Source organism: Tenggerimyces flavus (genome assembly GCF_016907715.1).
Taxonomy (GTDB): Bacteria; Actinomycetota; Actinomycetes; order Propionibacteriales; family Actinopolymorphaceae; genus Tenggerimyces; species Tenggerimyces flavus.
Genome location: NZ_JAFBCM010000001.1, coordinates 5,284,995 through 5,298,099, shown reverse-complemented (window position 1 = coordinate 5,298,099; position 13,105 = coordinate 5,284,995). Strand labels below are relative to the sequence as shown.

At 67.4% G+C, this 13,105-nt stretch carries 10 protein-coding genes; 5 read left to right on the top strand and 5 right to left on the bottom strand.

The features are described 5' to 3' along the window. Nucleotides 1–21: 21 nt before the first annotated feature. The 3 genes from JOD67_RS24800 to JOD67_RS24790 all read right to left on the bottom strand — a co-directional run bounded on the left by JOD67_RS24800 (nucleotide 22) and on the right by JOD67_RS24790 (nucleotide 2,664). A complete protein-coding gene (locus JOD67_RS24800) occupies nucleotides 22–564 on the bottom strand; it encodes a PIN domain-containing protein (protein ID WP_205123163.1) in 543 nt (180 codons plus the stop codon). Nucleotides 565–566: 2 nt separating this feature from the next. Further along, the gene (locus JOD67_RS24795) at nucleotides 567–1,685 is read right to left on the bottom strand and encodes a helix-turn-helix domain-containing protein (RefSeq protein WP_205120091.1); all 1,119 of its coding nucleotides are present in this window, start codon (nucleotides 1,683–1,685) and stop codon (nucleotides 567–569) included. Nucleotides 1,686–1,908: 223 nt separating this feature from the next. Continuing rightward, complete coding sequence (locus tag JOD67_RS24790) at nucleotides 1,909–2,664, bottom strand: tyrosine-type recombinase/integrase (protein ID WP_205120090.1); 756 nt, start codon at nucleotides 2,662–2,664, stop codon at nucleotides 1,909–1,911. On the opposite strand from JOD67_RS24790, the gene JOD67_RS24785 reads away from it, so the two are divergent. Continuing rightward, nucleotides 2,590–4,008: an MFS transporter gene (locus JOD67_RS24785; RefSeq protein ID WP_205123162.1), complete on the top strand. Its 1,419-nt coding sequence runs from the start codon at nucleotides 2,590–2,592 to the stop codon at nucleotides 4,006–4,008. The two genes, JOD67_RS24790 and JOD67_RS24785, sit on opposite strands and share 75 nt — an antisense overlap. Here JOD67_RS24785 and JOD67_RS24780 read toward each other — a convergent pair. Continuing rightward, entirely contained in the window at nucleotides 3,985–4,650 is a 666-nt protein-coding gene (locus tag JOD67_RS24780; RefSeq protein WP_205120089.1) for a maleylpyruvate isomerase N-terminal domain-containing protein, read from the bottom strand. The genes JOD67_RS24785 and JOD67_RS24780 overlap by 24 nt on opposite strands. A gap of 83 nt (nucleotides 4,651–4,733) precedes the next feature. Between JOD67_RS24780 and JOD67_RS24775 the strand changes: the two genes are divergently transcribed. Next, nucleotides 4,734–5,129, top strand: coding sequence for a VOC family protein (locus tag JOD67_RS24775; protein ID WP_205120088.1), 396 nt, complete (start codon nucleotides 4,734–4,736; stop codon nucleotides 5,127–5,129). Here JOD67_RS24775 and JOD67_RS24770 read toward each other — a convergent pair. Further along, a complete protein-coding gene (locus JOD67_RS24770) occupies nucleotides 5,113–5,310 on the bottom strand; it encodes a DUF5703 family protein (RefSeq protein ID WP_205120087.1) in 198 nt (65 codons plus the stop codon). The genes JOD67_RS24775 and JOD67_RS24770 overlap by 17 nt on opposite strands. 153 nt (nucleotides 5,311–5,463) lie before the next feature. Here JOD67_RS24770 and JOD67_RS24765 point away from each other — a divergent pair, with 153 nt between their 5' ends. From JOD67_RS24765 to JOD67_RS24755, 3 genes are all read left to right on the top strand, one after another. Continuing rightward, the gene (locus tag JOD67_RS24765) at nucleotides 5,464–6,138 is read left to right on the top strand and encodes a DedA family protein (protein WP_239554034.1); all 675 of its coding nucleotides are present in this window, start codon (nucleotides 5,464–5,466) and stop codon (nucleotides 6,136–6,138) included. A gap of 200 nt (nucleotides 6,139–6,338) precedes the next feature. Next, nucleotides 6,339–12,737 carry an RHS repeat domain-containing protein gene (locus JOD67_RS24760; protein ID WP_205120086.1) on the top strand — a complete coding sequence of 2,133 codons (6,399 nt, stop codon included), beginning with the start codon at nucleotides 6,339–6,341 and terminating at the stop codon, nucleotides 12,735–12,737. After that, nucleotides 12,734–13,072, top strand: a complete 339-nt coding sequence (locus tag JOD67_RS24755) for a hypothetical protein (RefSeq protein WP_205120085.1) — start codon at nucleotides 12,734–12,736, stop codon at nucleotides 13,070–13,072. The genes JOD67_RS24760 and JOD67_RS24755 overlap by 4 nt, the downstream gene beginning before the upstream one ends. Nucleotides 13,073–13,105 lie beyond the last annotated feature (33 nt).

Here is a 13,105-nt window from a genome sequence, read left to right as displayed (position 1 = left end):
GCATGGACCCAACGACAGTGCTCAGCCGTATTCGATGAGTCCTTGCTCGTAGGCCCACTGCCTGAACCCACCCTTTGCGAAGGGTAGGTAGTAGTCCCCGGACAGCAGGTCGTCGGCGAGCGCCTCTACCGTTGCGACGGCCAACTGGCCTTCGCGAATCGCGTGGCAGAGTAATGGCAGCGTCGCCGTTACTTGGATGCCGTCCTCCTTCGCAACGGCCCGCGGCACGGCGTCGTCAAGGACAGCTTCGAATCCTCTAGTCCTGCCGAGGGCAAGAACACCACACTCACCGCGATTCTGTTCCCCGACGGCGAGACGCCGCTCATACTTTGCGAACGCCATCAGAAACGGGAGGTCGTCGCTCCGATCGACCTCGATCCAGTCCGCACCGAGAACTTGGAGCACAGCGGGAACGTCGTGGGCTTGCCTGTTGAGTTCGTACTCCACGCTCGCTGGGATGACGACGGCGCGATCCCCCGCGACAAACTTCAACACACCAAGCCATCCCTGCACCGCAAAATGACGCAACGGACCGGTGTCGAAGACTAGTGCGGATGGCGGCATGCTCACGACACGAACGTCCAGATCTCGTCTTCACGGCGGGGCCGGAGCGCCGGTAGATCAGCTTCTGCGAACGTGTTGTGGAGTAGCTCCAGGGCGCGTTCCCGGCTGATCCGTTCGTCCCTGAAAGCTCGCAAGACCGCCTTCTGGTACGGCACGGGAAGGCTGGTGCCTTCGAGGTCAGACGGGACGTAGAGACCAAACTCCACGATGTCGGCACGCGTCGTCGTTGTGCCGCGGACGAGAGCTACGTCGTCGCGGTCGATCAGACCCAGCTCATTCAGCCTTCGGGCGAGTGTCGCCATGTCGACTCGGAACCTGCTTGCCAGCAGCACCGCCATCTCACGAAGCGTCCGCGGTTCGTGCTGAGCCCACGACGCACGGACCCCAGCATCAGGTAGCAGGACCGACCGTGCGAATCGGTCCAGAAGCGACTCGAGGTCACCACCACGTTGGTCGGCGACACGCCAATCGACCGTATATTCGTCGGCCACCAAGTAGTGGCCCAGTTCGTGGGCCAACGCCAGGCGTCGACGTCCAACCTTGTTGTGACTGTTCATCAGGCAGACCCCGCCTTGACGCAGCAGGATCGTTCCAGCGTCGGCAGTGTCCACGCCCAGATCGGTAGAGAACGCAAGGAGCCCAACCGAGGCAACCCGGTCAACCAGGTCGCACAGGGGCTCTGCACTGTCAACTCCGAGCATGGTCCTCGCAGTTGCCGCAAGGTCCTCGGCTTCGGACGAACTGGTGGGACGGGGCTGCTGTGTCGCTTCACCTGGGAGTGCAAGTTCGTCCGGAGCTAGCTCATTCACGAACTCCACGTCGGCAGCTATGCCCGCCAGCAGTCGGTCAATCTTGGAGTCGGCGGTATCAAGACCTTGACTGGAGCGGTGCGAGACTAGTGCCGGAGTTGGGTCTTCGAAGAATGAGGACATCCGCACGCCCAGGGCCGTCGCGATGTCGGATAGTTCCAGGGCGGTGACTTTGCGGATGCCGGTCTCGATCCTGTTGACGGCAGTTCGATCGAGGTTCACGAGCGTCGCAAGCTCGCCTTGCTTCAGGCCCGCCCGCTCACGTGCTACTCGGAGCCGTTCACCCAGGGTTTGAATGTCCACGTCAGCCATGTGTGCGATTTTCGCACACGCAGAGCCGGTGTGCACACATGTCCACATCAGATTCCGCACAAGCCTTCATGCGAGCTGCTGTCGCTTGCGAAGGGCCATTCGGCTGCAGCCGAGCCGCGAGATGCGACACGTCCGTTGAGCTAGGCGAGGAGGTGGACGAGCGGGTCCCGACGGACGCGCTGGAGTTCGGGACGAAGGTCCTGGACCGGTTCCTCGACCAGGTCTAACGCCGGTACGCGTTGGTCGTCTGTACGCGCTTGTGACCCATCAGCGCCGCGACGTCGTGGGGGTCGGTGCCGCGGTCGAGCAGGTTGGTCGCGAACGTACGCCGCAGCAGGGCCGGTGTGACGACTCGATCCAGCGACGCGGCCTGGCTGATCGCCACGACCAACTCGGTGACCCAGCGGGTGCTGAGCCGCCCGCCGCGCCGGTTGACGAACAGGGCGGGGGACCCCGTCCATCGCGACCGCTCGCGTAGCCAGCCGCGAAGCGGGATCTCGGAGTGCGGTGACATCGGCAGCTCGCGGCGCTTGGCGACGTCGTCATGTCGAACGATCAGACTCGCGGTGCCCCGGCGAACGTCGGGAACGTCGAGGGCCACCAGCTCCGAGGCGAGGAGCCCGGTGTCCACGAGCACGAGCGCGATCGCCCGGTCCCGAACAGCCTGCCGGCGGGCGACCGCGTGCTGGAACGCGTCCAGTTCGTCCGGGCTCAACGCCGGCGGTGCCGCGGCCGGCTGGTCGACGCGGGCGGACTCGAGCTCGCTGATTCCCTGGTAGGCGTGGAAGTGGTCGAGGGCGGTGAGGGTGGCGTTCACCGTCGTCGGCTTGGCGGCGCGCTCGGACTCGATCCATGAGCGGTACTCGCGGACCGCTCGCCTCGCGGTGACGGGGTCGGTGAGCGGATCACCGGTTCCGAGGTCGGTGCCGCCGATCTCGGGCCCCGCGAGCCAGCGCAGGTAGCCGCCGACCCGCGACACATAGGCGCGACACGTCCCTGGCGACAGGTCGGCACCCGCCAGCGTCCGCTCGTAGTCGGACAGGAGCTGGCGAGCCCGCGACTCCGAAATGACGCTCAGCGAAGCCTCCCAATATCAGAACCAACAGGCTACCGTACTTCTGATATTGGGAGGTGTGAGCTGAGCGCGTTCTGGAGATTCTGGGCAGCGAGTTCCGTCGCCCGCCTCGGCGGCGGGACGGGTGCGGCGGCGTTCCCGCTGGCGGCGGCCGCGTTGTCGTCCGAGCCCATCCACGTCGCCGGGATCGCGGTCGCCCTCGAGCTGCCGTGGCTGCTGTTCGGGCTGCCCGCGGGTGCGCTCGCCGACCGCCGGGATCGACGAACGCTCGCGGTCGCCGCCACCGCGACGCAGGGTGCCCTCGTGATCGTCCTCGCCGTGGCCATGATCACCGGCGTCGCCGGGATGGCGATGATCTATGCGGCCGCGTTCGGCATGGGGACGTGCGCCACGTTCGCCGGTTCGGCCGTAAGAACGATGACTCCGGCGCTCGTCGAGCCCGCTGACCTGGAACGGGCCAACGGCCGCATCATCACCGCTGGTAACGCCAGTGGTGAGCTCGTCGGCCCGCCCCTGGGCAGCGCCCTCTTCGGTCTCGTCGCCGCCGTGCCGTTCTTCTTTCAGGGGTTGACGAACGTGGCGGCGACCTTCCTCCTCGGTTCCCTTCCCGATCGCTTCGCGCCGGGCCGGCAGACGACGACGGTCCGTGGCGCGCTGAGCGAGATCTGGGAAGGGATCCGATGGCTGGTCGGTCATCGACGGCTTGGCAGCATCACGGTTCTCACCATGGTCTTCGTGATCACCGACAGCGCGTGGTTCGCGTTGCTGGCGTTGTACGTCACCGAGATCCTCCACCTTCCGCCGAGCGCGTACGGGATCGTCGTCGGCATCGCGGCTGCCGGTGGTCTCGTCGGTGGTCTAGCCGCGGCGACGATCGCCAGGGTCCTGCCCACCCACGTTCTGCTGCCCGGGCTCCTCGTCGCCGCGGCCGCGGGTCAGGTCGTGCTCGCCGTGACCGGAGGCGCCGTCGTGGCGACAGCCGCGCTCGCGGTGAGCGCCTTCGCATTCGGGATCTGGGACGTGGTCACGGTCACCCAGTTCCAGCGGCACACGCCGAACGGTCTGATGGGCCGGGTGATGGCCGCCGATCGGACCGCGATCATGGGCGCGTCTCCGCTCGGCGCGCTGCTTGGCGGACTTGCCGCGAACGCCTGGGGACTACGCGCCCCGCTCCTGCTCGGGCTGCCGATCCTGCTGGGAGGCGCCTTCCTCGGCTGGCGGCTCCTACGCACCGCCCGACTGAAGTAGGTGGGCGAACGGGATCGGGTCGGGGGTGGGGTGCGGCTCCCAGGGCTCGTCCAACGGTTGGCCGCGCCAGCGCCAGTCCTCGGGCCGCTCATGGCCGGGGAGGTCTCCCCGGCCGGTGGACCAGAGGAGCTTGGGCCACGGCTCTGCTTCGACCTCCGCGTGGTGCGGGAACATCCGCCGCAGGACGCGGTCGCAGAGGCCGGTGGGTGGGTTGAGGGACCGGCCGAGGCCGGTGGCGATGTCGTGGCCATGCGCGATGGCCTCGATGCAGGCCATGCCGGCGAAGCCTTCGGGGTCGGTGACGCCCATCGGGTGGAAGGCACGGGCCGACGGCGGTGCCGAACGGACGACGACCGCGAGCAGGCGGCCGCCCGCTTCGACGAAGTCGAGCACGCCGTCCGGCGGGGCGCCCTCCTGGGCGCGGGCGGCCCAGCGGACGTAGCGGGTCGTTGCCCGGAGGGTGAGCTGGGAGGCCCAGTGGGTAAGGGCTTGGCCGAGATGTTCGCCGGTCTCCCAGCAGGACCAGTCCAACGTTCCGGCGGGAACGGACCAGTCCTGGGTCGAGACGGGCCGGAGCGTGTCGAGCAGGTGGTCGATGACGGTGTCGAGGTCTGCGGCTGTGACGGGTTCGCGTTTCTCCACGAGGGTTGAGTGTGGGGCGAAATCGGACAAAGAAACAGTCTTGTTCTCGGCAGGTCGCGCGTGGGACAAATAGGGAGAGGGCGATGCCGCTGTTTCGGAAGGTCGACGCGGTCACGGTGCCGGTGCCGGATCTCGACAGTGGGCTGGCGTTCTATCGCGACGTTCTGGGCCACGCGCTGATCTGGCGCAACGACGAGCTTGGGCAGGTGGCACTGCGGTTGCCGGAGAGCGACGCCGAGCTCGTGCTCAGCACCGGGTTGACGTACGAGCCGAACTGGCTGGTGGACTCCGCCGACGAGGCCGCGCGGACCATCGTCGAGGCGGGCGGGAGGCTGCGGGAGACGTTCGACATCCCGGTGGGACGGATCGCCGTCGTGGACGACCCGTTCGGTACGAAGCTCGTGCTCGTCGACCTGTCGAAGGGCCTCTACACGACCGACGACAAGGGCGAGGTGACGGGCGTCAGCTCACCGGACTGAGCGTCTTTCGCACCCGGATGATCCGGCGGCGCAGGGTGACTTTCCGGCGGCCGTCGGGGTAGAGGCGTACGCGTGCGAGTTCCCAACCGTCATATTCAGCCCGGTCGACGAGAAGCTGTCGCACGACTCTGCGGGACAGGGTGCGCGGCAGCTGGAGGTGATGGAACTCGTACTCTGCCATCGCTCCATGGTGGCACGATCCACTGCGGAAACCCCCACCTTGTCCGGTGGTGCTCAGACCCGAACAGGTCGATGGTGGGCCTCATAGGGAAACCACAGGCGCGCACCGTACCGTTCCGGGGTAAGTCGTAGACGTAAGCGAACGGGAGCCCCGATGTCCTTCCTGCCCATGGCCGCCACGGCCGCCACCTCGCCCGAGACGACCGGCGGCCTTGTCGGCTGGGTCACCTCGGTGATGGAGGCACTCGGCGGCCCTGGCGCCGGTCTGCTGGTCGCGCTCGAGAACCTGTTCCCGCCGATCCCTAGCGAGGTGATCCTGCCGCTCGCGGGCTTCGCCTCCAGCCAGGGCAACTTGAGCCTCGTCGGCGCGATCATCTGGACCACGCTCGGTTCGCTCGTCGGGGCCACCGTTCTCTACTACATCGGCGCGTTGGTCGGCCGCGACCGGATCCGCTGGATCGCCGACAAGCTGCCGCTGGTGAACGTGGCGGACTTCGACAAAACCGAGGCCTGGTTCAGCAAGCACGGTACGAAGGCGATCCTGATCGGCCGCCTCATCCCGATCTTCCGCAGCCTCATCTCCATCCCCGCCGGGATCGAACGGATGCCGCTGCCGATCTTCCTCGGGCTCACCGGCATCGGCAGCCTGGTCTGGAACTCCGCGCTGATCGGCGCCGGGTACGGGCTGGGGGAGAACTGGCACGTCGTCGAGCGCTACATCGGCTGGTTCCAGGCCGCCGTGATCGTGGTCTGCGTTCTCGCCGTCGGCTACTTCGTCGTCACCAGGCTCCGCCGCCGACGCGCCGAAGCCGGCAAGCACGCCGGCTGAGGTGGCCGAAGCCGCCAGCGATACGCCAGAACCGCGCCAGCACAGGGGATTTGGCGTCGCGACGCCATGGCGGAACTCCGCACTGAACAAGGGCGGCAGCAGGGTGCCACAAGTCTTCTCCCGCGGCTCGATCGCGCGGTAACCTCCCGAGGATTTTCAACGCTGGAAACTGGCGTCACCCTTGGGGAGGGGCACCGTCCATGTCGTCTGTGCGCATCAGCCTGTCCACACTCCGTACGGCCGCGATCATGCTCGCGATCGTCACCGCCCTGGCCCTGATCGCCACGCTGTGGGGTCCCTCAGCGCAGGCCACGCCGAAGGCGGACGACCCACTGTGGAAGCCAACGGAGGAGAAGTCCGTCCCGGTAAGGGACATCAAGCCCAAGGCGCCGCCCGTCGACCAGGCCGAGCTGGCGGCGACGAAGTTCACGCCCAAGGTCAGCTGGCCGAAGGCCGGCACGGCCGAGGTCGCCGTTCCGCAAGCCAAGGCGAACGTCGGCCTGCTCCTCGCGAGCGGACGTACGGTCACGCCGAAGGCGCGCGCCGGTGTGCTGCCGGTCGCGGTCGGCGCCGCCGAGAAGGCGAGCGCTCGCGCCGGTACGCCAGGAAAGGTCCGCGTCGACCTCGCCCGCCGCGGCACCGACGGCCTGCTGGTCAAGGTCGCCCGTGCCGACGGCGTGAAGCAGAACGGCAAGGTGAGCCTCCAGCTCAACTACGACGCCTTCCGCGACACGTTCGGCGGCGACTGGGCGCTGCGGCTGCGGCTGCTCGAGCTCCCCGGCGGCACGCCCGTCGAGACCCGCAACAACGGCGACGGCACGCTGACCGGCGACGTCACGGTCGGCGACACCACCAAGACGTACGCCATCCAAGCGGCCGCATCGAGCGGCGCCGGCAACTTCGGCGCCTCGCAGCTGATGCCGTCGGCCACCTGGCAGGTCGGCGGTTCCTCCGGCGACTTCAGCTGGAACTACCCGATGGCCGTCCCGCCGAGCACGGGCGGTCCCGCCCCGCAGCTCGCGCTCGGCTACGTCTCCGGCGGCGTCGACGGCCGCACGGCCTCGACGAACAACCAGCCGTCGTGGGTCGGTCAGGGGTTCGACCTGCAGCCCGGCGGTTCGATCGAACGCCGCTACGCGTCCTGTGCCTCGAAGCCGGAGAAGACCGGCAACAACGGCACCCGCATCACCGGCGACCTGTGCTGGTCGTCCGAACGAGGCTTGGCGGACAACGCGACGTTCACTCTCAACGGGGCGGGCGGCGAACTCGTCCGTGACGACGACTCCGGCACGTGGCGTCCGCGCAACGACGACGGCTCGACGATCGAGAAGCTGTCCGGCGCGACCAACGGTGACGACGGCCGCAACGCCGCGGACAAGGGCGAGCACTGGCTGCTCACCACGAAGGACGGCACCAAGTACTACTTCGGCCTGAACAACCTGCCCGGCGGCACCGACGTGACGAACTCCAGTTGGACCGTTCCGGTGTACGGCAACCACTCCGGCGAGCAGTGCCACGCGACCGCGTTCGCCGACTCGTGGTGCCAGCAGACCTACAAGTGGAACCTCGACTACGTCGTGGACAAGCACGGCAACACGATGAGCCTGTACTACGACACCGAGGCCAACTACTACGGCCGGAACTCCACGGCGACCGCGGTCACGAAGTACACGCGTGCCGGCAGCATCAAGCGGATCGAGTACGGCCAGCTGGCGGGCGCGCTGAGCACCGGCCGGGTCGGGCGGGTCACGTTCGACACCACCCAGCGCTGCATCGAGAACAGTCCCTGCGCGACGCAGCCGGACTACCCCGACGTGCCGATGGACCAGCGCTGCATCAACGCCGACGGATCCGCTCCGGCGAAGTGCGAGAACAAGCACAACCCGACGTTCTTCACGATGAAGAAGCTGAGCAAGGTCACCGCCGACATCTGGCGCGGCACCGCGTACCAGCCGGTGAGCTCGTGGACCCTGCGGTACTCGTTCCCCGACAATGGCGACGGCACCAGCCGCAGCCTCTGGATGACCGCGATCACGCACGCCGGGCACGTCGGCAACGCCGGCGGGGTGGCGATCCCCGAGGTGAACTTCGACGGCGAGCCGAAGGCCAACCGGGTCGACCCCGTCGGTGACCAGCTGCCGCCGATGAACTGGTGGCGCATGACCCGGGTCAACTACGGCACCGGCGGCTACCTGAACATCGGCTACTACCCGGTGGACTGCGTGCCCGGCGACGTTCCCGCGCCGGACACGAACGGACGTCGCTGCCATCCGATGAAGTGGACGCCGCCCGGCGCGACGACGGAGCGGACCGACTGGTTCCACAAGTACGTCGTGAAGTCGGTCGAGGAACACGACCTCGTCTCCGAGGCCGAGCCGATGGTGACCACGCTCGAGTACCCGAACGCGCCGATGTGGCGGCACGACGACGAGGACGGCCTGGTCGAGATCGGCCAGAAGACCTGGTCGCAGTGGCGCGGCTACGACGTCGTGATCACCAAGAAGGGCAATCCCGGCGGTCCGCAGATCGTCACCGAGAACCGCTACTACCGCGGCATGGACGGCGACAAGACGTCGGTTCCGAACGTGTTCAAGGACGTCAAGGTCACCGACTCGACCGGCGCGAAGGTCGATGACCTGCTGCCGCTCGCCGGCCAACCGCGTGAGGTCCGGACGTTCAACGGGGCCGGCGTTCTGGTGGACCGGACGATCACGGACCCGTGGGTGTCGGAGCCGACCGCGACGCGGGTGCGTACGTGGGGCACGACGAGCGCGTTCCAGACGCAGCAGCTGGCCAACCGGCAGGTCGAGACACTCGCCGGCGGCGGCTTCCGCGAGAGCGGCGCGAACAACGAGTACGACACGAACGGCGTGCTGCTGCGAGCCAACGACCGCAACGACCTGAGCACGGCCGCGGACGACACCTGTACCTACTACGAGTACACAAAGAACGACGCGCTCGGCATCACCGAGATGCCGAAGCGCGAGCTGACGGTCGCCAAGGCGTGCAACGTCGCGTACACCAAGGACGACGTCGTCGGCGACAACCGCACGTTCTACGACAACGCCACCTCGCTGGACGCCCCGCCGACGAAGGGCGACGTCACGAAGACCGAACGGCTGAAGGGCTTCACGTCGAGCGGGACGCCGGAGTACCAGACGGTCAGCACGGTGAAGTACGACGGTCTCGGCCGAACGACCGAGATGACCGATGTTCTGAACCAGAAGAGCACGACGACCTACACGCCGGCCGGTGCCGGGCCGGTGACGAAGATCGAGACGAACAAGCCGAACGGCCAGAAGACGACGATCGAGCTCGAGCCGGCCTGGGGTGAGGAAGTCGCGATCACCGACGAGACCGGCAAGCGCACCGAGGCGACGTACGACGCACTCGGACGGACGGACCAGGTCTGGTACCCGGGCCGAGCTGGTAGCGCCAGCGCGTCGATCCGCAGCGGGATCGCCGGTGCCAACGTGGCCGGTCGCGCGGCGGCGGCCGACAATGCCGCGACCTCGGATGTCGACTACGACTACGGCATCTTCGCGAACAAGCCGCCGTTCGTCACCACGAAGTCCCTGCAGACCGACGGCAGCATCGAGACCTCGTACCAGCTGTTCGACGGCCTGATGCGCCCGAAACAGACGCAGGAGGCCGCACAGGGTGGCGGCCGGATCATCAGCGACGTGGTCTACGACAGCCGCGGCCTGGAGGTGAAGGAGAACGGGCCGTACCACAACGCCGCCGCACCGGTACCCGACGTGGTGGCCGAGCCCGACGAGCTGAGGCTCCCGAGCCAGAAGGTCACCGAGTACGACCTCGCGGGCCGACCGGTCAAAGAGATCTTCAAGTCCGAGAACGAGCCCAAGTGGGAGACCATCCACACGTACTCCGGCGACAGCGAGTCGGTCGATCCGCCGAAGGGCGAGACGCCGGTCACCCGCTTCACCGACGTACAGGGCCGGCTGCTGGAGCTGCGGCAGTATCGCTCCGCCACGCCTACGGGTACCGACTACGACTCGACGAAATACACCTACAACAAGTCGGGTCAGCTGGCGACGGTGACCGACCCCGAGGGCAACCAGTGGAAGTACGAGTACGACGTCCGTGGCCGGATGTTCAAGGAGACCGACCCGGACAAGGGCGCGACGACGTACACGTTCGACGAGCTCGACCGGATGGCGACCAAGACCGACGCACGGGGGGCGACGCTCGCGTACGAGTACGACAGCATCGGCCGGACGACGAAGATCCGCGAAGGATCGGCTCAGGGGCCAGAGCGAGCGTCGTGGGTGTACGACACGCTGTTGCCGGGCATGCCGACGTCGTCGACCCGCACCGACACCGACGGCGACAAGTACACGACGCGGATCACGGGCTACGACGGCGCTGGTCGTGCGACCGGGACCGAGTACGTGATCCCCGCGTCCGAGGGCGAGCTCTCCGGCACCTACCGGTTCGACTCGACCTACAAACAGGACGGGCAGCTCGCTACCGAGACGCTTCCGGGAGTCGGTGGGCTTCCGGCAGAGACACTGACGTACGGGTACGACGAGAAGGACCAGCCGACGACGCTCGCTTCCGCCTCCACCACCTACGTGCGCGAGACGGGGTACACGCGCTTCGGCGAGGTGCAGACGGTCAAGCTCGGCGCGACCGGCGGCAAGTGGGTCGAGCTGGGCTACACGTATGAGACGGCCACTCGACGACTCCAGCAGGTGGTGACGCAGAAGGAGACGCTGCCGCGGATGGTGGCGACCGTCGACTACGTCTACGACGAGTCCGGCAACGTCACGAAGGTCACCGACACCCCGTCGTCGACGAGCGGGGCGCCGACGGACACACAGTGCTTCACCTACGACTACCTGCGCCGGATGGAGCAGGCGTGGACTCCCAAGCCGGGTACGGACAACGTGGCCGGCGACTGCGAGGCCGCGCCAACGGTGGCGAACCTCGGTGGACCGGCGCCCTACTGGAACGCGTGGACCTTCGACAAGACCGGCAACCGCAAGACCGAGACGAAGAAGTGGTCGGGCGGCTCGACGACGGCGACGTACACCTATCCGAACGCCCGCGCCGCGCAGCCACACGCGCTGCAGAGCGTCGTCACGACCGGCTCGGGAATGCCCGCCGGTGGGCGCACCGACAGCTACACCTACAACGAGACGGGCGATCTGAAGACTCGCACGCTGAACGGTGTCGGCGAGGCGATGACGTGGAACGCCGAAGGTGACCTGGAGAAGGTCGCCAAGAACGGCCAGGAGACGTCGTTCCTCTACGACGCGAACGGTGAGCGGCTGATCCGGCGCGACGCCTCCGGGACCACGCTGTATCTCGGCGACACCGAGCTCACCCTCAAGGCTGGGGCGGTCAACGGGACCCGGTACTACCAGCACGGCGAGCAGACGATCGCCGTACGGATGGGGAACAACCTGCACTGGCTGGCCTCGGACCACCACGGCACAGCCACGACGGCGATCGACAACACCGCTGTGCAGAACGTGCAGCGGCGGCGCCAGGACCCGTACGGCAACGAGCGCGGCACGGGACCTGCCGCGTGGCCCGGACAGCGCTCGTTCGTCGGCGGAACGGCGGATCCGTCGACGGGACTGATCCATCTGGGGGCGCGGGAGTACGACCCCACGACCGGACGGTTCATCTCCATCGACCCGTTGGTGGACATCGAGGACCCGCAGACGCTGAACGGGTACTCGTACGGCAACAACAACCCCGTGTCGTTCAGCGACCCGGACGGCAGGTCGTGGTTCTCCAGCATCGTCTCGAGCGTCACGAACGTCGCCAAGACGGTCACCAAGCGCGTGACGGACACCGTCAAGGAGGCGGTGAAGGTCGTCACACCGGTGGTCAACTGGGTAAAGGACCGAGCCACTGACACGTTCTCGGCGGTGCGGTCCTTCGTGGCTAAGACCGTCGAGGTGACGAAGAAGATCGTCAAAACGGTCAAGACCGTGGTGAAGGTCGCGGTCAAGGTCGTGAAGAAGGTGACCAAGAAGGTCGCCCAGGTCGCGAAGAAGGCTGTCGCGAAGGTCAAACAGGTAGCCAAAGCGGTGGTGAAGACCGCGAAGGCCGTCGCCCACAAGGTCGCGGCGGTGGCCGTCAAGGCAGCGACCTGGGTCTACGAGCATCGAGCGGCAATAGCCATGGTGGTCGCCGAGATAGCCCTGACCGTCGCGATCGGCGCGTTGACCGGCGGGGTCGGAGCGCTCGCCGTCCGGGGTGCCATGTGGGGTATCAGGGCGGCGGCCAGCGCACATCGAGCGCACTCGGCGGCCAAAGCGGCGAGAGCGGTCGACAAGATCTTCAAGGATCCGGTGGGCCAGCTGATGCGCAACGGCAAGCTCAAGTCGATCGACAAGGTCAAGGACACGGTCGACAAGGCTGGCAACTGGGAGGCCGGCACGCTGTCGAGGGGAAGCGCGGCGGGCAGGGGCTGGAAGGCAGTCGAGAAGAACGCGCGCGGCAATCCCACCGACCGCATGATGCAGTGGCATCCTGGCGGCGGTCACCACGGACCGAACCCGTACTACAAGGTGTCGAGTGGCAGGACTGGAACCGTGAGAGTGGGTCTGGACTTCCCGTGAGCGTTCAAGCACGACAGCTGATCGGACTGATGCGGGCAGTGGCACGTTTGGCGCTGCCCGCCTCGGACCAGCTCGCCTATCTGGCGAGCATCGGGGTCGGCGATCTCGCCGACGAGCTGGCTCTCGATCTCGATGACTACAAGGCGTCGCTCCAGGCCGACCTCGGGTTGACACCGGGTGAGCTCGGGCGGCTCGAGGCGATCGACGGATTGCTCGTCGAGCTGACCGAAGCAAGCGACGAAAGCCTGTGGAGGACGAGGGGCCTCGTCGAGGACGAGCGGTGGGAACGGATCCGCCAGCTCGCCCGCGAGTTCCTGTTCATGCAAGGGCAGTGAAGGACGCGTAGGCCTCGGCCGATCGGCGGAGGG

What these genes read in the sequence shown, in the direction of transcription:
- JOD67_RS24800 (WP_205123163.1), bottom strand. Translation starts at nt 564, where the DNA reads ATGCCGCCATCCGCACTAGTCTTCGACACCGGTCCGTTGCGTCATTTT.
- JOD67_RS24795 (WP_205120091.1), bottom strand. Translation starts at nt 1,685, where the DNA reads ATGGCTGACGTGGACATTCAAACCCTGGGTGAACGGCTCCGAGTAGCA.
- JOD67_RS24775 (WP_205120088.1), top strand. Translation starts at nt 4,734, where the DNA reads ATGCCGCTGTTTCGGAAGGTCGACGCGGTCACGGTGCCGGTGCCGGAT.
- JOD67_RS24770 (WP_205120087.1), bottom strand. Translation starts at nt 5,310, where the DNA reads ATGGCAGAGTACGAGTTCCATCACCTCCAGCTGCCGCGCACCCTGTCC.
- JOD67_RS24765 (WP_239554034.1), top strand. Translation starts at nt 5,464, where the DNA reads ATGTCCTTCCTGCCCATGGCCGCCACGGCCGCCACCTCGCCCGAGACG.
- JOD67_RS24760 (WP_205120086.1), top strand. Translation starts at nt 6,339, where the DNA reads ATGTCGTCTGTGCGCATCAGCCTGTCCACACTCCGTACGGCCGCGATC.